The 20,495-nt window shown below is 42.0% G+C and carries 22 protein-coding genes; 8 read left to right on the top strand and 14 right to left on the bottom strand.

Translation table 11 applies throughout. The features are described 5' to 3' along the window. Positions 1-89: 89 nt before the first annotated feature. Together BUB93_RS07980 and BUB93_RS07975 are read right to left on the bottom strand one after the other, a co-directional pair. A complete protein-coding gene (locus BUB93_RS07980) occupies positions 90-545 on the bottom strand; it encodes a MarR family winged helix-turn-helix transcriptional regulator (protein ID WP_084117141.1) in 456 nt (151 codons plus the stop codon). Then, positions 542-1,234, bottom strand: a complete 693-nt coding sequence (locus BUB93_RS07975) for a Crp/Fnr family transcriptional regulator (RefSeq protein ID WP_073270896.1) — start codon at positions 1,232-1,234, stop codon at positions 542-544. The genes BUB93_RS07980 and BUB93_RS07975 overlap by 4 nt, the downstream gene beginning before the upstream one ends. A 145-nt stretch (positions 1,235-1,379) precedes the next feature. Here BUB93_RS07975 and BUB93_RS07970 point away from each other — a divergent pair, with 145 nt between their 5' ends. Together BUB93_RS07970 and BUB93_RS07965 are read left to right on the top strand one after the other, a co-directional pair. Beyond that, entirely contained in the window at positions 1,380-2,084 is a 705-nt protein-coding gene (locus BUB93_RS07970) for a 4Fe-4S binding protein (protein ID WP_073270895.1), read from the top strand. Positions 2,085-2,115: 31 nt separating this feature from the next. Beyond that, positions 2,116-2,436 carry a cupin domain-containing protein gene (locus BUB93_RS07965; protein ID WP_073270893.1) on the top strand — a complete coding sequence of 107 codons (321 nt, stop codon included), beginning with the start codon at positions 2,116-2,118 and terminating at the stop codon, positions 2,434-2,436. Positions 2,437-2,490: 54 nt separating this feature from the next. Here the strand turns inward: BUB93_RS07965 and BUB93_RS07960 are convergent, their stop codons facing one another. The 4 genes from BUB93_RS07960 to BUB93_RS07945 are packed head-to-tail and all read right to left on the bottom strand — an operon-like array spanning position 2,491 to position 5,766. Then, positions 2,491-3,297 (bottom strand): tryptophan-rich sensory protein, encoded by an 807-nt coding sequence (locus BUB93_RS07960; protein WP_084117139.1) that lies wholly within the window; start codon positions 3,295-3,297, stop codon positions 2,491-2,493. Next, positions 3,294-4,118, bottom strand: coding sequence for a metal ABC transporter permease (locus tag BUB93_RS07955; RefSeq protein WP_073270889.1), 825 nt, complete (start codon positions 4,116-4,118; stop codon positions 3,294-3,296). The genes BUB93_RS07960 and BUB93_RS07955 overlap by 4 nt, the downstream gene beginning before the upstream one ends. A 17-nt stretch (positions 4,119-4,135) precedes the next feature. Beyond that, complete coding sequence (locus tag BUB93_RS07950) at positions 4,136-4,807, bottom strand: metal ABC transporter ATP-binding protein (protein WP_073270887.1); 672 nt, start codon at positions 4,805-4,807, stop codon at positions 4,136-4,138. Between the two features lie 2 nt (positions 4,808-4,809). Further along, positions 4,810-5,766, bottom strand: coding sequence for a metal ABC transporter solute-binding protein, Zn/Mn family (locus BUB93_RS07945; RefSeq protein ID WP_073270885.1), 957 nt, complete (start codon positions 5,764-5,766; stop codon positions 4,810-4,812). Between the two features lie 112 nt (positions 5,767-5,878). Between BUB93_RS07945 and BUB93_RS07940 the strand changes: the two genes are divergently transcribed. The 3 genes from BUB93_RS07940 (at position 5,879) to BUB93_RS07930 (ending at position 8,578) form a co-directional block, all read left to right on the top strand. Next, on the top strand, positions 5,879-6,313 hold the full coding sequence (locus BUB93_RS07940; protein WP_073270884.1) for a Fur family transcriptional regulator: 435 nt from the start codon (positions 5,879-5,881) through the stop codon (positions 6,311-6,313). A gap of 79 nt (positions 6,314-6,392) precedes the next feature. After that, positions 6,393-6,710, top strand: coding sequence for a NifB/NifX family molybdenum-iron cluster-binding protein (locus tag BUB93_RS07935; protein ID WP_073270883.1), 318 nt, complete (start codon positions 6,393-6,395; stop codon positions 6,708-6,710). Positions 6,711-6,994: 284 nt separating this feature from the next. Next, complete coding sequence (locus BUB93_RS07930) at positions 6,995-8,578, top strand: hypothetical protein (protein ID WP_073270881.1); 1,584 nt, start codon at positions 6,995-6,997, stop codon at positions 8,576-8,578. Between the two features lie 5 nt (positions 8,579-8,583). On the opposite strand, the gene BUB93_RS07925 is transcribed toward BUB93_RS07930, so the two are convergent. The 4 genes from BUB93_RS07925 to BUB93_RS07910 form a co-directional block, all read right to left on the bottom strand. Further along, positions 8,584-8,922 (bottom strand): cytoplasmic protein, encoded by a 339-nt coding sequence (locus tag BUB93_RS07925; RefSeq protein ID WP_073270880.1) that lies wholly within the window; start codon positions 8,920-8,922, stop codon positions 8,584-8,586. 119 nt (positions 8,923-9,041) lie between these two features. Further along, a complete protein-coding gene (gene adhE, locus BUB93_RS07920; protein WP_073270878.1) occupies positions 9,042-11,645 on the bottom strand; it encodes a bifunctional acetaldehyde-CoA/alcohol dehydrogenase in 2,604 nt (867 codons plus the stop codon). A 278-nt stretch (positions 11,646-11,923) separates the two neighbouring features. Continuing rightward, positions 11,924-12,859 carry a 2-thiouracil desulfurase family protein gene (locus BUB93_RS07915; RefSeq protein WP_073270876.1) on the bottom strand — a complete coding sequence of 312 codons (936 nt, stop codon included), beginning with the start codon at positions 12,857-12,859 and terminating at the stop codon, positions 11,924-11,926. 27 nt (positions 12,860-12,886) lie between these two features. Continuing rightward, complete coding sequence (locus tag BUB93_RS07910; protein WP_073270874.1) at positions 12,887-13,735, bottom strand: pirin family protein; 849 nt, start codon at positions 13,733-13,735, stop codon at positions 12,887-12,889. 198 nt (positions 13,736-13,933) lie between these two features. Here BUB93_RS07910 and BUB93_RS07905 point away from each other — a divergent pair, with 198 nt between their 5' ends. After that, complete coding sequence (locus tag BUB93_RS07905; RefSeq protein WP_073270873.1) at positions 13,934-14,524, top strand: hypothetical protein; 591 nt, start codon at positions 13,934-13,936, stop codon at positions 14,522-14,524. Between the two features lie 33 nt (positions 14,525-14,557). On the opposite strand, the gene BUB93_RS07900 is transcribed toward BUB93_RS07905, so the two are convergent. After that, complete coding sequence (locus BUB93_RS07900) at positions 14,558-15,310, bottom strand: exodeoxyribonuclease III (RefSeq protein ID WP_073270871.1); 753 nt, start codon at positions 15,308-15,310, stop codon at positions 14,558-14,560. Positions 15,311-15,437: 127 nt separating this feature from the next. Between BUB93_RS07900 and BUB93_RS07895 the strand changes: the two genes are divergently transcribed. Together BUB93_RS07895 and BUB93_RS07890 are read left to right on the top strand one after the other, a co-directional pair. Further along, on the top strand, positions 15,438-15,980 hold the full coding sequence (locus BUB93_RS07895; RefSeq protein ID WP_073270869.1) for an RNA polymerase sigma factor: 543 nt from the start codon (positions 15,438-15,440) through the stop codon (positions 15,978-15,980). Beyond that, a complete protein-coding gene (locus BUB93_RS07890) occupies positions 15,973-16,728 on the top strand; it encodes a hypothetical protein (protein ID WP_073270867.1) in 756 nt (251 codons plus the stop codon). The genes BUB93_RS07895 and BUB93_RS07890 overlap by 8 nt, the downstream gene beginning before the upstream one ends. Before the next feature lie 38 nt (positions 16,729-16,766). On the opposite strand, the gene BUB93_RS07885 is transcribed toward BUB93_RS07890, so the two are convergent. The 3 genes from BUB93_RS07885 to thiD form a co-directional block, all read right to left on the bottom strand. Further along, positions 16,767-17,918, bottom strand: a complete 1,152-nt coding sequence (locus tag BUB93_RS07885; protein WP_073270865.1) for an O-antigen ligase family protein — start codon at positions 17,916-17,918, stop codon at positions 16,767-16,769. Between the two features lie 320 nt (positions 17,919-18,238). Next, positions 18,239-19,219, bottom strand: coding sequence for a biotin--[acetyl-CoA-carboxylase] ligase (locus BUB93_RS07880; RefSeq protein ID WP_073270863.1), 981 nt, complete (start codon positions 19,217-19,219; stop codon positions 18,239-18,241). Between the two features lie 66 nt (positions 19,220-19,285). Continuing rightward, positions 19,286-20,059, bottom strand: coding sequence for a bifunctional hydroxymethylpyrimidine kinase/phosphomethylpyrimidine kinase (gene thiD, locus BUB93_RS07875; protein ID WP_073270996.1), 774 nt, complete (start codon positions 20,057-20,059; stop codon positions 19,286-19,288). Positions 20,060-20,495 lie beyond the last annotated feature (436 nt).

Below are 20,495 nucleotides of genomic sequence, written 5' to 3'. Positions count from 1 at the left end.
TTTTTATCCTCCTCTTTATTATAATTGGCATTTTCATGCCATTTAACATAGTGCACTAACACTTAGTATAGCAAGTTTTTAGGTGGATATCAATACTCATCGGCTCTTTTTATCATTAAGTCCAAAACTTTCATGAAGGTCTTCATGTCTTCATCACTCACGTCCTGAGATATGTAATAGCTGTATTCTTCTCCGTGGTGAAAGCTCTCAGCTCTAAGGTCTCTTCCTTTTTCAGTAAGGGTCAATGACACCTTGCGTCTGTTGTCAGGGTCATTTTTTCTTTTTATCAAGCCTTCCTTTTCCATCCTGTCGATTAAGCGGGTGGTTGACGACTCCCTTATCCTCATTAGATCCGAAAGCTGCTTTTGGATCATCTCTTCGTCTCTGCCTATGTAATAAAGGGCTGTCCATTGGACCCTTGAGATGCCATAGGCCTTTAATTTTTTGTCAAACCCTTCCGCCAGATTCTTGCTTGCATTTGTCGCTATGTAAGATACACAGTTCTCTAGCTTAAACATCGTCTTTCTCCTTTGTTTTTTTGTCACTCTGCCATCTCCTTCAAGCCGTCAAAGTCTATGATCCTTATTTGATTTTTCTTATAATCGATTATTCCTTCCTCTTTTAGCTTTCCCATCTCTCGAGACATAGAGGGCCTTGACACATTTAAAAAATCTGCCAATTCGTTTCTATTCATGGATAGGTCCAGAACCTGACCCTTTGACTTTTTATATTCCTCCAGAAAAAAATTGCTCAGCTTCCCCCTCATGCTCTTTATTGAAAGGTACTCGACTTTTTTGTTTAGCATGAGCGCCCTGTTGCTGACGATCTTAAGCATGTTTTGTATCAAGCTTTTATGCCATGTGCACATTTTAGGACAGTCACCGACGATAGCGCTTTTTTCCATAAACATTATGGTTGCATTTTTAGTCGCCTGAACGGTAGCAGGCCATTTCGAAAAATTTGAAAATGCTATCATCTCTCCAAACATGTCTCCCGGATCCAATAGGGACATCATCACCTTGTTGCCGGATGCATTTTCCTTGATTACAGTTACTTGTCCTTCGAGGACTACCCCTATTGATGTGAATTCATCCCCTGCAAATGCTATGAATTCATTTTTTTCGTAGGTTTTAACCTTGGGCTGGAGACATCCTAAGAGCTGATCTATGCTGTAATCGTCGATATTATCAAAAAGAGGATTTTTCTCAAGTATTTTATAATATTTTTTCAACATTTTTTCACCTTCATCGTTTTTGTATCCTGGGATACGGACCATTTTGTTTTATTATAATACAATATAGCATGTAAAGCAACAAAACCCATGCAGACAAGAATGTGTCTGATAAATTAAATTAAACTTAAAACAAGGAGAATTTTAAATGAAAAGAACTGTAATAAAAATAGACGAAGAAAAATGCGTTGGCTGTGGACTTTGCGTGTCTGCATGTCATCAGGAGGCTCTCCAGATAATAGACGGTAAAGCGAGATTGATTTCAGACACTTACTGCGATGGACTAGGCAAATGCATGCCTAAATGCCCGACGGGAGCTATGACATTGGAGGAAAGGGAAGCTAAGGCTTTTGGAAATACCACCCAAAGCAAGCCCACCTCTCCTAAGGTTTCTTCAGGCGGCTGCCCCGGTTCAAGAATCCAATCATTTGATTCTGCTGATAATATGCCAAAGACAGAGAATCAGGCACTCTCTCAAAGACCTGTTTCACAGCTTAGACAGTGGCCTGTCCAGATTCAACTGGTTCCCCCAAACGCGCCTTATCTTGAAGGTTCGCACCTATTGATAGCTGCAGATTGCACGGCTTTTGCATATGCCAACATCCACGAAGATTACATGAAAAACAAAGTCACCATCATAGGATGTCCGAAGCTGGATAGCGCAGATTATTCTGAAAGGCTCACGGAGATCTTCAAGCACAACGATATCAAAAGCGTCACCGTTTTGAGAATGTCAGTTCCATGCTGCGGAGGAATAACTCACGCTGCCGTTACAGCAATGAAAAATGCCGATGTAATGGTTCCATGGCAGGTAGTTACAGTAGGCACTGACGGAAAAATTATCGAAGCATAAAACCAGAATACTAATAAATGGAGGTACCAATATGTTAGAAAAACTCTACTCATATGCACTCGTTGCAGAAAAGACTATCGAAAAAATCGTTGATGACGAAAACGTAAATGTAAACCACATGGTCTTGCCAAAAGGTGATGCCCTTCCTGAGCACTACTCAAATTCCAATGTTTACATGATAGTAGCGCAGGGAACCATAACTCTGCAGCTCAATGAACAAGACAACCATTCTTATGAAAAGGGAAGCATAATAAACATCCCCTACAACACAAAAATGAACGTATTCAACGACAGCAGCGATTTGGCTGAAATCTTTGTGGTAAAAGCACCGGCACCGGCGGCGTTTAAGTAACGAATTATTAATAAAGAAGCAGTTTCCATTAAACAGGAAGCTGCTTCTTTATCTTTAGAAGAACATTCTCTTTTTATCCCTTTGTCTTTTAATAAATCCATAAGCCATTACCGCCAAAGTGAGTACGGCCGCTGCGTAGCAAGCGATTATGACCTTGGGGTATGCTCCTTCGAATACGTCAACATGCTTTGAATATATCCCAAAAACAGTCCACAGAAAAACCGAACCAAATGCCATGTCCCTCTTTGATGCGACGACTATGGACACTATCAAGGTGGCCACAAATATCATAACAACTGCCCAAAACTCTTCTGAGAAGCCAAAGCCGTCCCAACCGATTTTGACCAAGAGGGCCGTCACATTTGCCACTGTAGCTACAGTGACCCACCCTGCGTAAATCGAAAAGGGCCATTTTACAAATATCAGCTCAGTAAGATCTCTGTTCATATCTTCTTGGACAAGTACGTATATCCTTAAAAGCACTGCAAGGAGAAGGACCATAACCACCAGGGTCAATTCGATCATCAGGTAATGCCACAGTACTATCCATGCTGAATTTAAAATGCAGGATATAAAAAACAACAGCCCTATCCTTTCAACCGATTCTTTGTATCGTTTTTTTCCGATCAGATTAAAATTATAAATTACGAAGAGGATCAGTCCTGCATATATGACCCCCCAAATTGAAAATGTAAATCCGGTTGGTGCAAACAGATTCGGAAAAGAGTCGGACACCTCTCCGGTACCAATTCCGTTTATCGGCAAGATATTGGCCAGAGCATTAACTGACAGGACCAAAATCAGCCCCAGCAGATTCACGCCTTTCAACCAGCCCGGCACATTTCTTTCATTGAACATCATTTCACATCCTTGGCTTTAAAAGCAATGGTTTTAACAGGGTACATAAGACCGTACACCAGAATCGACAACATAATTATGGTCGCTCCGGAAGGGATATTGTACAGATACGATATCCACATCCCTCCTATACTGGTCCCACACCCTATCAGAGTAGAGTATATCATAATCTGGCCTAAATTTTTAGCAAAAATTTTAGCCGTCGCAGGCGGAATAGTTAAAAGAGCTATAGCAAGGACTATTCCCACCACCTTAATCAAGATTACTATACTAAGGGATATAAAGCCGTATAGAAGATACTCCAGGACAGCAGTATTCACCCCGAGTATCTTCAGATATTCATCATCAAATAAAAAGCTCTGCCAATACCTATACAAGCTGAGGATCAATAAAAATATCACCCCGGCAAGTCCGGCGATCACCTTTACGTACATGTTTGAAACGGTCAGTATATCTCCAAATAGATAGGATGTCATGTCTGGCGGGTAGCCAGGGTTGATAGCAATAAATATAACCCCCAAAGCCATGCCCACTGCCCAAAACATTCCGATAAGGGTGTCTGATTCAGTATTAGTGCTTCTTTTAATTGCTGATATGCCCAGAGCTGCCCCTAGGGAAAATGCCAGGCCTCCTATGAGGGGCTCGATTCCCATAAAGTATCCCAGTCCTATCCCCCCAAATGATGTATGAGCGATACCTCCACTCATGCTTACAAGCTTCTTTTCCACTATTACAGTACCTATCATTCCGCAGATAATACTGGACAAAACGGCGCTGTAAAAAGCATTCCTCATAAAAGTATATTCAAGTATTATCTCCAGCATGGCAATCCTACTTTCTACTAATGATTATGGCCCTCTTTCGGTCTATTGACCGACTCGCCCCTATAAATGATCTTTCTATTTAACAAAATTACGTCCCTGCTGTTTTCACTTAAGTACTCAAGGTCATGAGTAATCAATACCACTGCCTTATCCTTGTTGAAATCGTGAAGGACTCCGTATATTTCCCTCTTGTTTTCAACATCTAAGTTGGCAGTAGGCTCGTCCAAAATCAAAACCTCCGGATTTCCCACCAACGCCCTTCCTATCAGAACCTTTTGAAGCTGGCCACCAGAGAGGCTGCCTATCTGTTTCTTTTGTATATGCTCCAGCTTGAGAACTTTAACCACCCTTTCAGTCGCTTCTTTGTCCTCTTTTGAATAGCCTCTAAAGCAAATTATCTTGTTTTTTATTCTTCCTGAAATTATTACATCGAATACGCTTATGGGAAAATTCCTGTCGAATTTAGTGTATTGAGGAACATATCCGATTTTCAAATTTTCTTTCAAGGTCACTTTTCCTGACCAAGGCTTTACAAGACCCAGCACTGTCTTGATAAGAGTTGTCTTTCCTCCGCCGTTAGGTCCTATTATGCTCAAAAACTCCCTATCTTGGACGGCTAGATCTATTCCGTCAAGCACGCTATCTCCGTTGTACCTGACAGATACGCTCTCCAGCTTGATAATTTCCAAAATCAACCCTCCTGGCTGAGCACCTTGCTGAATGCTTCTTCTATATTCTTGAGATTTTCTATATAATCAGGAGACAAGGGCGCAATTTCCAAAACCTCGCCGCCGATTTCCCGAGCTATCGTTTCTGCTTGATTCTTGTCGTGTTCCTGCTGATAAAACACTGCCTTGATTTCATTTTCCTTGGCAAAATCTATTATGCCCTTTAGGCGCTGGGCTGTGGCTTCCTTGCCCTCTTCCTCGATTGCTATCATATTCAGTCCGTAATCATCGGCAAAATACCCCATTGAAGGATGATATATCAAGAAAGTCCTAAACTCCAAGCTTTCCATAGTCTCACTGATTCTTCTGTCCAATTCATGAAGCTGGAATATATATGCGGCAGCATTTTCCTCGTATATCTCAGCATTTTCCGGGTCTATCCTTGAAAGGTTGTCCCTAATAGCTTCTACCATCACCACGGCTCTTTTCGGAGACATCCAAATGTGAGTATCCCTGCCTTCATGGTTATGGTCGTCCTCTTCTTCATCGTAGCTGTGATCATGGTAGTGATCATCTTCATGATAAAAATTATTTTCTGAGTATTCGATATAGGGATATGCGCTGTCTACAATATCCGCTAAGTCTACAAACTCCATTTCAGTGTTCAGATCTTTTGCACTGGATAAAAGTCCGGCTTGTTCAACAGGCACGCCTATGGTGAAGTAGATCTCCGCCTCGCTGAAAGCCACCATGTCTCTCGGTCTTGGCTGATAATTTTCTGGATTGTTTCCCGGAGGTATCATCGTCACAACCTCCACCAGATCCCCACCTACCTTTTCCACAAATGTAGCCTGTGGTACAATAGATACCGCTATTTTAATTTTTTCTTTCTCTTCGTTGTTTACCCCTTCCGCGGTGCAAGAAACAAGTAACATCCCCATCATCACCACAAGGATTACTGTTTTTAGCCTCATCTTCATTGAATATCAACTCCTTATTGCAACTTATTTGCATTTACTTATATTTTACTTTTTTTTTATTTGAAGGTCAATACCGAGATGTATTATAATGAAGCAAGTGGAGGAATGAACGATGAACCTAGATGAACTTTTCAAGACAATAAAAGAATCCGGACTTCGGATGACATCCCAAAGACTGCTGATCCTGCAGGCTCTCGTAGATTCTGCAGACACCCTGATATCAGCCGAGACGCTTTTGAAAAAATGTATAGAAAAGATGCCTTCAACCAATATGACTACCGTGTATAGGAACCTTGAGGCTCTTGAAAACCTGAAGCTTCTCCATAAAACTACGGATGCCAAAGGAACAGCCCTATACAAACTTATTTGCTCTAACTCCCACCATCATCATATCCAGTGCATCGGGTGCGGAAAAATTTTAACTTTCGATTTCTGCCCAATAGCGGAGTTTCAGCAAATTGCCGAAGGCAAAAGGTTCCGCCTGGTAGATCATCACATCGAGCTTTTCGGTTACTGTGAATCCTGTCAGAAAAACAGGGAGGAATAATGCCTTGACGAATCAACGTGTCATTTTTAGGCTTTAATGGTAACATGTATAACATTATAAGATCAAGGAAGTGATATAGATGAATAAAAAGATAGCAGTAGCAAGCAGTGACGGGAAATTTATCAATCAGCATTTCGGCCATGCCACAAAGTTTTTGATTTTTTCTGCAAGAGATGGGTCTTTCGATTTCTTGGAGCTCATTGAAACCCAGCCTTATTGCAACTGGGGAGAACATGAAGACGAGGATTTAAAAGAGGCTGTGGAAAAGCTTCTTGGCTGCGACATGGTCATTGCCAGCCAAATAGGGCCGGGAGCATGGGAAGTTTTGATCCAGCACGGAATCGAGCCCATACAAAAGCACGGTTTCATAGAAGATGTGTTAAGCCAGCTTTTCTAGCCAAAAAAAGAAAATCCCGAACACTCACTTTGTGAGTCCGTTCTGGATAATCAGTTTAATGCATCCCGTTCCATAATGCATCCCCCAATAAAACATTCAACGATTAAACTTATCCAAAACAATTTCGGGAATTTTAACTATGATATTTAAAATAACAGCAACCTGAACTGTTAAGTATATTATATCCCATGTCGGATAATTTAATCTTCTGACAAGACAATTGTCATTGACATTTATCGTCACGGTATGTCATTATGAAAATATAGATACTTGGGGGTGAATTCATGAGTTTTTCAAAAAATTTAAGTCAATTAATGGATTTTTTAAAGATCAACAACAGCAAGCTGGCTAAATTTGTAAAGGTAGACCCTTCTCTCGTGAGCAGATGGAAATCCGGAAAGCGAAGCATCAGCATAAATTCAACTTATATTCTTTCCATTGCAGAATATATAATTCATTCCTGCACATATGATTATCAAAAGAATTATATCTACGAAATAATAAAATCACACAAGGATTATGTGGAAGAATACAAAAAAAACAGTGATTTGGAGATCCTGGCGGATTGGCTCGCCACCTATGGCACCAATAGCAGAAATGTTCCGGACAGCGCAGAAGCTCTTTCATCGGGCATAATAAACAGAATCAGCAAGCTCAGCTCCCATGAAGACAGCATTCCCCAGCCATTCGACTCCATGCCAGAGATAGCCCCCGGGTCGGCTCCCGATAAATACGATTTTGAAGTATACGCAGGCAACGAGGGCAGAAGACATGCCGTACTGAATTTCCTCAAGTCTGTCTTAATCTCTGATGCCAAGGAAGAACTTTATCTGTTAAGCGAAGCCAATATGGAGTGGATGACTGAAGATGGAGAGTTTTTAAAAGCCTGGGCCAAGCTTCTAGAAAAAATCATCGAAGAAAGACATCAGGTCATTATAATCCACACAGTAAACAGGGATATCACCGAACTGTACAGCATCCTAACATACTGGATACCCTTGCATTTAAAAGGAAAAATCAAATCCTATTACTTCCCCAGATATGTAGAATCCCGGGTTAAGCAGACCTGTTTCATCATAAAGGGAAAAATGGCTCTGATCGCTTATGAAAATTCTGACTCGAACGAGCCCAACAGAACATTTTGCTACTCGGATCCTGTGTCCACGAAAGTTTTTGAAAACAACTTCCTGGCTATACTTAGCCAGTGCAAGACATTGCTTCGATTATACGAAAAAGAAAACAGGGACTCATATTTCAACTACTGGGACGCTACTATGTCATATCCGGGATGCTACCATACGATACGGAATCATTTGAATCCTGTTTTCATAGATAAAGAATTCATCGAAAACCATTTTTCAGACCAGACAAGCCTTGGATTCTATCTTAACATAAAGAACGTCTTCTCGGACAAGCTTGACGCTTTTACGATATGGGATTATGTCAACCTAGATGTCCTAGAAGAGATAACCCATACGAAAACCTATCGACACCCAATGGGCACTTTGCTCTCAGAAGGCCACATAACCTTAAAAGGGGAGATCCTCGTCTCCTATTTGAACAACATCGTCAAAGCCCTGAAAGAAAACCCAAACTACAACCTTTGCTTCTACATCAGGAGTAAGGAAATAAACCTGGAGAAACTGAACATATTCTACAAGGAAAATTCTGCCGCCACCTTCAATATCTACAACAGGCGGTCGGGAAAGTATATTTTCCTTGTATTGGATGAAATCAATATATTGAAGACTTTTGACTATTATTTTGAGGATTTTAAAAGCAGGATACCCTCTTTCTACAAAAAAAAGGACGAGGTAATCAAGCTGCTTGAACGGGCAATCGAGATTGTAGATGGAAAGGCTTTGTAGTTTAACTACATCACTATAATCTCGTATCCTTCTTTCATGTACCGGTACATCGATGGATGACCTTTAAGGTCCTCGCCCATGGGTATACCTAGACTTTCGTTAAATTCAAGAACGCCCATTTTTGCCGAACAGGCCTTGCAGATGCTGTCTATAAGGCCTATTTCTTTAGCCTTTAAGTACAGATTGTTTTTGTTTTCCTCCAATGCTTTCGGAAGCTTCACCGCTTCTCCTTCGAAAATTATTTTAGCCTCCTCCCCTTTCTCATGAAGATCCAACGCGTTTAACAGCACGTGAACGAAGCACATTTCCTGTCCCCTGAAGGCAAAGAACGCAGTTTTTTTCAATTCAATCTCCTCCATTTAAATCTTTTATCTCTTTATATATACCCATAGCCGCGCAAATTAAATCGAGGGAAAGGATGCCAGCAGGCGTCCTTTCCCTCAAAACATTTTGTATGAATCTCTTAATACGCTTTTTTATATATCTCGGCTAATTCTCTCACCAGGGGCATTTTGGGATTTGCCGTGGTGCATTGGTCTTCAAACGCCCTTTCAGCCAGGAAATCAACCTTACTCACAAATTCTTTTTTATCCACTCCGCAGTCCCCTATTGTTGCCGGAATCCCTACTTCCTTCGCCAAGGCCCGGATCGCCTCTACAAGGCTTTTTACTCCCTGCTCCGGGGTAGCTGCCGGAAGCCCCAGCACTTTCGCTATTTCAGCGTACTTTTTGTCAGCTATAAAGGTTTCATACTTGGGGAATGATACGAACTTATTAGGTTTTTTTCCATTGAACTCAACAACATGGGGCAGCAGTACCGCATTTGCCCTCCCGTGGGAAATGTGGAATTCCCCTCCCAGCTTGTGTGCTAAAGAGTGGTTTATCCCCAGAAACGCGTTAGTGAATGCCATACCCGCTATGCAGCTCGCATTATGCATTTTTTCTCTCGCCAACTTGTCCCCCCCATCCCTGTACGCTCTTGGCAAGTACTCGAAAACAAGCTGAATGGCCTTTATCGCCAGTGCATCCGTATAATCCGAAGCTAAAATGCTGACATATGACTCAATAGCATGGGTCAATACGTCAAGCCCGGTATCCGCTGTTATGGTTTTGGGAACAGTCATAACAAAGTCAGGATCCAGTATAGCTACGTCCGGTGTCAGTTCGTAGTCCGCCAGAGGGTACTTTATGTTTTTGACTTTATCGGTAATCACCGCAAAACTAGTGACTTCAGAACCTGTGCCGCTTGTAGTGGGTATTGCCACCATCTTTGACTTGCTGCCCATCTTAGGGAATTTGAAAACCCTCTTTCTTATGTCCATAAACTTAAGCTTAAGAGAATCGAATTCAAGATCTGGATGTTCATAAAAAAGCCACATTCCCTTAGCTGCATCCATCGCGCTTCCACCCCCCAAGGCGATGACCACATCAGGTTTGAACCTCTCCATAGCCTTTGCTCCCTTAAGGACGGTTTCTACTGAAGGATCCGGTTCTACCTCTGTGAATATTTCGCTGTGTACATAAGTCTGACGCTTTCTAAGGTAATACAACACCTTGTCAACGTAGCCCAGGCTCACCATGGCTGGATCAGTTACGATAAACGCTCTGCTTATGTCCGGCATCTTTTCGAGATACTGGGTGGACCCAAACTCGAAAAAGATTTTCTCGGGGATTTTAAACCACTGCATGTTCACTCTCCTCTTGGCAACTCTTTTTTTATTGATCAAATTCACGGCTGTTACATTCGCAGTCGTTGAATTTGCCCCAAAGCTTCCACACCCTAGCGTCAGTGAAGGCATATTGGTGTTGTATATATCTCCTATAGCTCCATGGGTGGATGGGGAGTTGACTATCAGCCTTCCACACTTGATCCTGGCTGCAAATTCTCTGATCACTTCATCATCATCGCTATGTATGACCGCTGAATGCCCCATACCTCCAAATTCCACCATTTCTTCAGCTCTCTTTATTCCGTCCTGAATAGTATCGGCCACTAAATAAGCCAATACCGGGCTTAGCTTCTCTCTTGAGAGCGGGTAAGCAGGTCCTATGCCTTTAATCTTGGCTACTAGAATCTTCGTGTCTTTATCTACTTCAAAACCTGCATTTTTAGCTATCTCCCATGGGGGTTTTCCCACTACCTCAGGATTAACCGCACCTTTGGCAGCGTTTATCACATACTTCTCAAGTTTTTCTCTTTCCTCTTCGGTGGTGAAGTAGCAATTGTTTTCTTTCATATATGATTCAAATTCCTTAGATATCTCCTTGTCTACGATGGCTGCTTGTTCTGAAGCGCAGATCATGCCGTTATCGAAGGATTTTGACAACATCAAGTCGGTAGCAGCCCTTTCCACGTTTGCGGTCTTCTCTATGTAGCATGGGACATTTCCCGGACCCACGCCTAGGGCTGGCTTACCAGTGCTGTATGCCGCTCTTACCATCCCCGATCCTCCAGTTGCAAGTACCAAGGCCACATCCTTGTGGTTCATCAGCTGATCCGTAGCATCTATCGAAGGCTGTTCAATCCACTGGATGCAATCCTCTGGTGCTCCTGCCTCTATTGCCGCATCCCTTACCACCCTTGCAGCTTCTGAGCTGCACTTTTGTGCGGCAGGATGGAATGCAAATATTATGGGATTTCTAGTCTTCATAGCTATTATCGCCTTAAACATGGTGGTGGATGTTGGATTCGTTACAGGAGTGACCCCCGCTATTACCCCCACAGGCTCTGCAACCTCTTCGTACCCCTCCAATTCGTTTATATTGATCGTACCTACAGTCTTGTCGTATTTTATGCTGTGATACACGTATTCAGTTGCAAACAAGTTCTTTGTTATCTTATCCTCGTATACTCCCCTGCCTGTCTCCTCTACGGCCATTTTTGCCAGTGGCATGTGTTGATCCAGTCCCGCCATGGACATGGCCTTTACTATTCCATCCACTTTCTCCTGATCGAAAGCCATGAATTGATCAAGCGCTCTCTTCGCTTTTTCCGCCATAACATCCACTATATCAGACGCATTTTTCTCCATTACTATTTTTTCTTTGCCAACCTCTTTAACCGCCATTTCCAACCTCCTGTTATTTTGTATTTTTAGCTCAACTTTTATTTTGTTAATTATTTATCATTGTCTTGTTGTTTCTAATTATCTACGATAAATAGTTGCAAGTCAATAGGTTTTAGATATATTTTTAACGATAAATCCGATTAAACGTTTGCAGGTATTTTTCTGCTTTTCCCTTTTGTATCAATGTGTTTTTCTCATAATAAAAAGATCTTTTCGGAATTTCTTCCTTCAAAGATCTTTTTAATCCAAAGTATTTCGTTTGTTATTTAACTATCAACTTATCTTCTCGACAATCCTTTGTATATCACTGGAGATGTCCCAAAAAAAACTCCCTTATCGTAGGCCGCCCTTTCCATGACTCCAAGCTCCTTTGCCACTTTTGTTACGTTTCTAGGAATGTCCGGTTCATATATCCCCTCTATTGTTTCATGGGTTACCCTTCTGTAGTAGCTGTAGTTTTTCCAGAGACTGTTTACTATTTTATTCGTCTTAGAAGGTTTTCTCAATATGTCCAATATCTCTTTTTTGAAAAAGCTTATATATTCTTCATCCACTCCATTTGAAAGGCCTGCAAGCTCTCTACCCTTTTCCCTGGCCCAAGGCTCGTCTAGCTCCTGACATATAAACTTATATCTGTACCAAACATCGTAAAGCTCTTTCTTATTTGTAATGGCTGCATCTTCCAGCCACAAAAACGCCAGTAGCCTTCTCTTCCAGTCCCACCATCTTATGGGACTTTGAAGATCCAAAACAGGTATCAAGAAATAACCCTTGTCATAAAGCATGGACCCGAATACTCCCGGCGGCTTGCCTATCCTCTTGTTTTTCAAGCTGGTTCTGTATACTCCGCAGGAGGGGCTTCCGTCAAGATATACATATGCCCTTGCCTCGGATTTCTCCAGTATAGAAAGAGCAGTCACGCACCCTTCTAATATTTCGGAAGTTACGTCTTTTCTGCCTCTGTTCGATACCTTGGCAGTTCCTCTCCATACATCCCCTCCGTTATCACCGGCTATATGGATAGGGTCTCTCGGAACCCCTAACCCAGAAAAAACTTCCGGGCACACGGGGCACCATATAAAATCATTTTTTTCTCTGCCTATGGAATCCAGCATGTTCCATCCCTTGCCATTGTACCTTACAGGGCTCCCCATACAACAAGCACTTATCCCAACGACAGGCTTTTTACTTATAACAAGCGGTCCCTTGTCCATTTTATCACCTACCCTAAATAAATAATTTTAAAAATTTTTGTGCTTGATGAACGTGCCTTGGTCCAGTTCCTTGAAAGCCCGTTCCAACTCCTCTTGGGTATTCATAACTATCGGACCTCCCCAGGCTACCGGTTCTTTCAGCTTCTTGCCGGAAAAAACCAAGACCCTTGCCTCCTGGGAACCGGCGCTAAAGGTGATTTGATCTCCATCTTCATATAATAAACCTGTCCTTTTAGAGTGCAGCTCGCCTTCGAATATCCCCTCTCCGTCTATAATAAAAGCAAATACGGTATCCTCATGCTCGGTTTCAACGGCAAATTCCTTTCCGGGATACAATAGTATGTCTAGGAATCCAGGTGCCACGGCTATATCCCCAACCGGTCCTTTTTTCCCGCCATAGCTGCCGGCGATAACCCTTACTTGAGCGACATCGTCATCTCTTGCAAGCACTACATCAGGTTTTCTTATATCCCTATATGCAGGATGAGACATCTTCTTTTCTGCAGGAAGATTTACCCAAAGCTGTACGCCAAGCATCCTTTCACTGGCTTGAGGCATTTCTTGATGTATTATTCCGCTGCCGGCACTCATCCACTGGCAGCATCCTTCATCTATGGTGCCGCTGTTACCCAAACTGTCCCCGTGTTCGATCTTGCCTTCGAGAAGGTAGGTAACTGTCTCTATGCCCCTGTGAGGGTGCCATGGGAATCCTTTGATATAGTCATTGGGATCGGTAGAGTCGAAAGCATCCAGCAATAAAAACGGATCCAAATCCTCTACAGTAGCTCTTGAAAAAACCCTCTTTAGGTTTACTCCTGCTCCGTCTCTGCCGTCGTGTCCGTATATGATTTCCTTTACTTTTCTTTCAACCGTCATTTTATCAGCTCCTTCCAAACACTCATCTATAGTAAAAGATACCCTTGTTCTTGCCTAAATAAACCTATATCCACTTCCACATTTATCTTGTTTTTAGCAAAAATCAACCCAACTTAAACTTTAAATAAGCTTTTTGTTTACGCCATGAGATATTTTTGATATAATTCTTTTGCTTATTAAAAAAAATCGAGGTATCCAATGAAAAACAAAAACCAAATATACATACTTCTTACCGATACTGGCACTGTTCTCAACAGGCTTATTAAAATGTATACGAAAGATCCCTACAATCACGTCTCTATCTCCTTTGACAAGGATTTGAAGGAGCTATACAGTTTCGGGCGAAAGAAGCACTACAATCCCATCATAGGCGGGTTTGTAAAGGAAAATATAGACAGCATCATCTTTTCAAATGCCAATTGTGCAGTATATTGTCTACACGATATAGACGACATGACGTATGATAAAATCCGAGAATATATAAAGCTTTTCGAGCTTAACAGGGACAATTACAGATATAACCTTATTGGACTTTTCGGAATCATGTTCAATATCCATATCCAAAGATGCGATGCTTTTTTTTGCTCACAGTTCGTGGCTTCAGTATTCGAATTTAGCGGCAGACCCATATTTGACAAGCCCTGCGTATTCGTGACCCCGGGAGATTTCCAGGCTAATCAGCTGTTTTCGAGAGTTTACTCGGGAAGATTAAAAGACTACCGAAATTTTCTGCAAGAAACAGAGAGCATTCCTTCAATAATGTTCGCCGAAGAAACGGTACAGGCATAAAAAGGCTTGAATCCTCAAGATTCAAGCCTTTGATTATTTTAGGAACAACCCAACGGGGCAGTGGTCCGATCCTGTAATGTCAGAATATATGATAGCGTCCTTTGCTTTTTCCTTGATGGCTTCGGATATTAAAAAATAATCGATTCTCCACCCTGCGTTGTTCTTTCTTGCGCTATACATATATGACCACCAAGTATAGGCTCCTGTAACATCGGGATAAAAATGCCTGAAGGTGTCCACAAATCCCGCCTCCAAAAGGCTTGAGAACTTTTCTCTTTCCTGGTCTGTAAATCCTGCGTTCTTTCTGTTTGTCTTCGGATTTTTCAAGTCGATTTCTGTATGGGCTACATTCAAGTCTCCGCACAGTATTACCGGCTTTTTCTCCTCGAGGTTCTTAAGATATCTTTTGAAGTCCTCTTCCCATTTCATCCTGTAATCCAGCCTCGCAAGCTCTCTTTGAGAATTTGGAGTATATACATTGACAAGGTTGTACTCTTCAAACTCCAAGGTTATTATCCTACCTTCCTTGTCGTGCTCTTCGATTCCCATCCCATATTCCACGCTGACCGGCTTTTTTTTGGTAAATATGGCGGTGCCGCTGTATCCTTTCTTCTCTGCGTAGTTCCAATAAGATTCATAACCCTCAGGGCTTAAATCCACTTGGCCTTCTTGGAGCTTCGTCTCTTGCAGACAAAATACGTCCGCATCCTCTTTGACAAAAAACTCCTCAAAACCTTTATTCAAGCAAGCCCTGAGCCCATTTACGTTCCATGACAGCAATTTCATATTTTTGATTACCTCCGATTATGATTTTATATTATATAATTATAACCGTAAAAAAATCTTTAAAACAAAAAACTTTTTCTCTCCTCCCCGGGTATATAGTATAGAGAGACAAACAAGGAGGTGCCAAATGGAACAGGCTTTGATAGAAAAAATCAAGAACAAGGACCAAGAAGCTTTCCGACAGCTTTATGAGTCCCTATCCGATTATGCGCTCAGGACTGCCTACGCCATAACTGGAAATGACGCCAACGCATCAGATGCCGTACAGGAAACTTTTATAAGGATTTATTACCACATAGGTTCCTATGATATTTCCAAACCCTTCAAGCCCTGGTTTTATAGGATACTTGTCAATGAATGCAACAGATTGATGAAAAAAACCATGAAGATATCCTTTTTAAGCGATTATCTGGAAAACAGCCCTGATTTTAAAACAAACGACAGCTACAGGTTTCAAGAATACGAGGAGCTCTACAAGGCACTCAAAAAGCTCAGCGATATCCACAGGATCCCTATAGTCCTTAAATATCTGTCGGGCTTCACAGATGAAGAAAGCGCACAGATTTTAGACATCAATGTGAACACTCTTAAATCCAGAGTGCACAAGGCTAAGGCAAAACTGAAAAAAACTATGGAAAGCTCATTGGAAGGGGGTATCAACAATGGCTAAAGACGCATTTGACAAATTGATCGAGGATACATTGCACAGCAAAACCGAAGATATGGATGTTTACAAGAGCATAACCTTTGATAAAATATCCGAAGAAATACAAAGGAGGGAGCATGAAATGAAAAGACCATCTAAAAGACCCAGGATGAAGATCGCAGCAGCTCTAGCAGTATCGTTCATCGCCACTGCGGCACTGCTTTTGACTACATCACCCGGACAGGCCGCTCTTGGGCGATTCATCGATCTCTTTGCCCCTGAAAAAACTGTGGACCAGGATATCGAAGGACAAAAAGAGCCCACCGACGTGACCTTGAGAGAAGACAAGATGGGTTACCTTATATATATCGACGAATCCACATACAAGGTTGAAGAAATAGACGGTCAAGACTTTATCCTTCCGCTAAATCCTGGAGACAGCAGCGTGTATCCTGAAGTCTACATGAAAATCACTCAGGAAGAATCCAAGTCTCCCACTGAGCTTTACGCAGAGCATGAAGCCGCCCTCAAGACCCAATACGAAACCGTGATAGCTTACGGAGACGTAGAATATCCACTGGAAGGAAAGATGCTGTACGCAAACCAAGGTGACGAATGGAACTCCGAAGTAGTAAAATACTACTTTACAGACAATACTCAAGGAGGCGCCTTCATCATTGAACAAAAATTATTTCTGGAAGCATCTGAAGGACACGGAGCAAGGTTTGACAACATGCTAAAGGATTTTACGATCATACCTGCCGAAGATTAATAATAATAAGGACTTGGCCATTAAGCCAAGTCCTTGTTTTATCCTATGATTTTTTGACTCAACTTTCTTGCAAAAATATGAATCTTTTCTATTGCTACTACAGGGTAATTTTCATTTTTCAGTGTCAGCGCGCTGATTAGAGCAGATGATGCAAAAAACACCACTCCACCTTGAGGAGTCATCATCGTAAAGTCTACCAAACCATGGACTATCACCAGTCCTTGTACCGATGCCAAAAGCGGCGCAAGAGAGCTCTCTTCATTATACAATGTGAGAAGACCTCTGAAAAGATAAGTCTTAATCCAAATGTATAAGGCCAGCCCCATCAAACCCAAAGTCGTTATCAGGGTTATCCAGATGTTGTGTCCATGTATATTGCCTATGTGTTCCATTATCCCAAACAGTCCCCATCCGCTTACCGGCTTGCGGGTGAAAAGCACCAGACACTGTGCCCACAGATTGTCCCGACTGTTCAATGCGTGATTTACTTCCGGCGATAGCATAGCCATTGCCAGAACCCCTACAAAAACTCCTATTAAGACTTTTCTGGTTTTTGGATTCCTTGAAAACAACGCGTACACCAGCAAAGCGGCCAACACCCCCATGGTAGCCCCTTTGGACCCGGTAAAAATCAAAACTGCGGCAAATGCTATGGTTCCTGCAAAGCAAATCTTTTTGTCCCTGCCAACGCTTCTTTCAAAAAGATATATGCTGACAAGAACCATCATGGCAAACCACGTCCCCGTCACATTTGGATTTCCAAATGTGCTGTATATGCGGTAATGCTCCGCAGAGGGAATGTAATTGGGGCTCCAGAAGTAGTTTGACACCCAGGTCATATCCACGAAATATGACGCTCCTTTTTCGGCCATGCCAATTAAAGCCGCTACAGCGGAGATCTTGAACAAAGCCTTTAGAAGCGACTCTATTTTCTCCTGGGTATTGAACGTATTTTCAAAATATACTCCCATGCCGGCAAAGGCCAAAATCCCCCCCGCGCCAATCACCGACAGAATATTCCTATTGATGATCCCTGTAAATAGCGCCCAGACAAAGAGAAGTCCTGCCCCTACGTTCAGAGGATTCAATGAAACATTCATTTCATCCTTGTACACCTTGTACATCATCCTAACCACAGGCAAAAAAGCCAGGTAGGGTGACATCACAATCATAATTAAAGCTAGTTGCATGTTTTTTCTCCCTTTTCTTTCAAATAATTTTCATAAACATTTTATCATGGATGTGATTCCAAAACATAATTTCCATCCGGTTTTAATCTTCAGCTAAATTAATTTTAATTTTTTTCTAATGAAACTACGAGCTGCTTTAATTTTAGCTCTTTTACATAATATTTTCAATTAAATATCAATTTGTTTACTAAATATTTACTTCTTTCTGCCGATATGATACGTGGTATATCTTAAATATTTAAATCTTCAATGGATTTGAAAGGAACCGTCGGATGAAAAAATACAAAATTCAAGCAGCCGAAAGGCTGCTTGTTTTCAAATCACATATTCTTTCTGACGCTGACTTCTCCCGAAGAAAGAGTTTCCCTTGCTCCCGAGTCGTATTCCACATTCAGATTTCCTCTGTCGTCAATATCAAGCGCTTTGGCCCTTCTCTCTTCACCGTTTTTAATTACCGTGACTTCCTTTCCTGTCAGAAAAGATCTCTTTCTGTAAATTTCAAGAACGTCTTTAAATTCCCAATGCATATAAAGCTCTTCAAATTTATTTAAAATCAATGCGGCAACTTCATTTCTAGACCTGTCCTTGTCCGCAAATTCTGTAATGAAACCCGCCGTCTTGGCGACATCTTCAGGAAGAGCTTCTTTAGTTCCGGCAACATTCACCCCAATTCCCACCACCACGTACTCCAGCTTGCCGCTTTCCATCTCCATGGAAGCTTCGGTGAGTATGCCGGAAACCTTCCTGCCCTTTATAAAAATATCGTTTACCCACTTTATTTCAGCTTTAATATCAAAGAGCTCTTCAATTGCCAGTGATTCAGCCACTGCCGCTATTACGGTTATTTTGAGGGCACTCTCCGGATCCATCTCAGGCCTTAACAAGATGCTCATGTAAACGCCCTTTCCCATCGGCGAGTGGAAGCTCCTCCCCCGTCTTCCCTTTCCTTTCGTCTGCTCATCCCCTATCACAACCGTGCCTTCGACTGCACCTTCCCTTGCTAAATCCTTGAGAAGATCATTGGTGGATTCCACGCTTTTGTATATCTCTAGCTGCTTTCCTATAAATTTTGTATTCAGCATGCTGCTTATTATGTTTTTTGATAGAATATCTTTTTTTTCATCCAGGTAATATCCCTTGTTCGGAACTGAAATCACGGGATATCCATCATGGATTAGTGTCTGTATGTTTTTCCAAACTGCCGTTCTGCTAATGCCTAGCTCTTGTGCCAAAAACCCTCCTGAGAAGATTTTCCCCGTGCCAAGTTCAAGGTACCTCAATATCTTTTCCTTGTTGGACATGCAAACTACCTCCACTCTTATCTTGCATACCATTATAGCCTATTTTACACCTTTTAAAAACCTATATCAAAAATGGTGCAAGAGGGGTCCTCTGCCTTCTCCCAAGTCCAATCCTTCCCTTATTGCCGAGTTGACATACCTTTTGGCCTTGAATACGCTCTTCTTAACTCCTATCCCTAAAGCTAGATTGGAGGCTATTGCAGATGACAAAGTGCAGCCCGTTCCATGGGTGTTTTTATTGTTAATCTTTCTGGCTTTAAGCCAAAGCTTCTCATCTTTCGAATATAGCAGATCATCGCAGCACTCTTTTAAATGTCCCCCTTTGATAACAACCCAGCCGTCAAGCTTGTTTGATATCTCCATAGCAGCGTCCACCATGTCTTTTTTATTTGAAATTTTCCCTCCACTGAGTATCTCAGCTTCGTAAATATTTGGAGTTATGACCCTAGCTAGAGGAAACAGATGATCCTTAAGAGCGCTCAGAGCATCCTCAGACAGTAGTCTATGGCCACTGGTGGACACCATGACAGGATCTACAACTAAGTTGCTTCCTTTGTGCCTTAAGAGCCCTTCAGAAATGCACTCTATGATTTCAGGGTTCGAAAGCATCCCCGTCTTGATTGCATCGGGAGGCATGTCGGTAAATACGCTTTCCATCTGGTTTCGAATCATCTCTACAGGGAGCTCGTAAACGCTTTTTACTCCTGTAGTGTTTTGAGCTGTAACAGCGGTTATGACGCTCATGCCATAGACCTTGTGAGCGCTGAATGTCTTAATATCTGCTTGAATGCCGGCGCCTCCCGAAGAGTCCGAACCGGCTATTGTCAGCAATTTTTTTATGTTCATTTTTTCACCTTCTTATCAATTGGGTACAATTCGTAAGTATGCGTGGAAATAACAGTTAAACGGTCGTTGGGCAATCGGGAAACAGTTGTCAAGCAATCGTATTGGTCGCAAAGCGACTGTTTATTGTCCGGCTCTGCCGCACGGGAAATGACTGCTGCGCAGTCGGGAAATGAGACTCCGTCTCGTAAAAAAGTTGTAAGCTTTAAGTAATTAAAAGGTTTTTCCTTTCCAACTGACCAACTTTCCAACTGACCAACTTCCTGCTTTTACTTATATCTTAGAACTTATTACTTGAAACACGCGCGTTGCGCTTTTCCCGTGACCAAAGGGAGCATCCCACGTGAGCGAAGTGAACCTTTAACCATTGTCCCACCATGGTTTAACTATTATCCGGGAAATACAGGTTAAACGGTCGTTGGGCAATCGGGAA

The sequence above is a fragment of the Alkalibacter saccharofermentans DSM 14828 genome (assembly GCF_900128885.1).
Classification (GTDB): Bacteria; Bacillota; Clostridia; order Eubacteriales; family Alkalibacteraceae; genus Alkalibacter; species Alkalibacter saccharofermentans.
The sequence above is the reverse complement of the archived record's forward strand: the minus strand, read 5'-3'. Positions and strand labels throughout refer to the sequence as shown.

What these genes read in the sequence shown, in the direction of transcription:
- BUB93_RS07975 (WP_073270896.1), bottom strand. Translation starts at nt 1,234, where the DNA reads ATGTTGAAAAAATATTATAAAATACTTGAGAAAAATCCTCTTTTTGAT.
- BUB93_RS07970 (WP_073270895.1), top strand. Translation starts at nt 1,380, where the DNA reads ATGAAAAGAACTGTAATAAAAATAGACGAAGAAAAATGCGTTGGCTGT.
- BUB93_RS07965 (WP_073270893.1), top strand. Translation starts at nt 2,116, where the DNA reads ATGTTAGAAAAACTCTACTCATATGCACTCGTTGCAGAAAAGACTATC.
- BUB93_RS07960 (WP_084117139.1), bottom strand. Translation starts at nt 3,297, where the DNA reads ATGATGTTCAATGAAAGAAATGTGCCGGGCTGGTTGAAAGGCGTGAAT.
- BUB93_RS07955 (WP_073270889.1), bottom strand. Translation starts at nt 4,118, where the DNA reads ATGCTGGAGATAATACTTGAATATACTTTTATGAGGAATGCTTTTTAC.
- BUB93_RS07945 (WP_073270885.1), bottom strand. Translation starts at nt 5,766, where the DNA reads ATGAAGATGAGGCTAAAAACAGTAATCCTTGTGGTGATGATGGGGATG.
- BUB93_RS07940 (WP_073270884.1), top strand. Translation starts at nt 5,879, where the DNA reads ATGAACCTAGATGAACTTTTCAAGACAATAAAAGAATCCGGACTTCGG.
- BUB93_RS07935 (WP_073270883.1), top strand. Translation starts at nt 6,393, where the DNA reads ATGAATAAAAAGATAGCAGTAGCAAGCAGTGACGGGAAATTTATCAAT.
- BUB93_RS07930 (WP_073270881.1), top strand. Translation starts at nt 6,995, where the DNA reads ATGAGTTTTTCAAAAAATTTAAGTCAATTAATGGATTTTTTAAAGATC.
- adhE (WP_073270878.1), bottom strand. Translation starts at nt 11,645, where the DNA reads ATGGCGGTTAAAGAGGTTGGCAAAGAAAAAATAGTAATGGAGAAAAAT.
- BUB93_RS07915 (WP_073270876.1), bottom strand. Translation starts at nt 12,859, where the DNA reads ATGGACAAGGGACCGCTTGTTATAAGTAAAAAGCCTGTCGTTGGGATA.
- BUB93_RS07910 (WP_073270874.1), bottom strand. Translation starts at nt 13,735, where the DNA reads ATGACGGTTGAAAGAAAAGTAAAGGAAATCATATACGGACACGACGGC.
- BUB93_RS07905 (WP_073270873.1), top strand. Translation starts at nt 13,934, where the DNA reads ATGAAAAACAAAAACCAAATATACATACTTCTTACCGATACTGGCACT.
- BUB93_RS07900 (WP_073270871.1), bottom strand. Translation starts at nt 15,310, where the DNA reads ATGAAATTGCTGTCATGGAACGTAAATGGGCTCAGGGCTTGCTTGAAT.
- BUB93_RS07895 (WP_073270869.1), top strand. Translation starts at nt 15,438, where the DNA reads ATGGAACAGGCTTTGATAGAAAAAATCAAGAACAAGGACCAAGAAGCT.
- BUB93_RS07890 (WP_073270867.1), top strand. Translation starts at nt 15,973, where the DNA reads ATGGCTAAAGACGCATTTGACAAATTGATCGAGGATACATTGCACAGC.
- BUB93_RS07885 (WP_073270865.1), bottom strand. Translation starts at nt 17,918, where the DNA reads ATGCAACTAGCTTTAATTATGATTGTGATGTCACCCTACCTGGCTTTT.
- BUB93_RS07880 (WP_073270863.1), bottom strand. Translation starts at nt 19,219, where the DNA reads ATGTCCAACAAGGAAAAGATATTGAGGTACCTTGAACTTGGCACGGGG.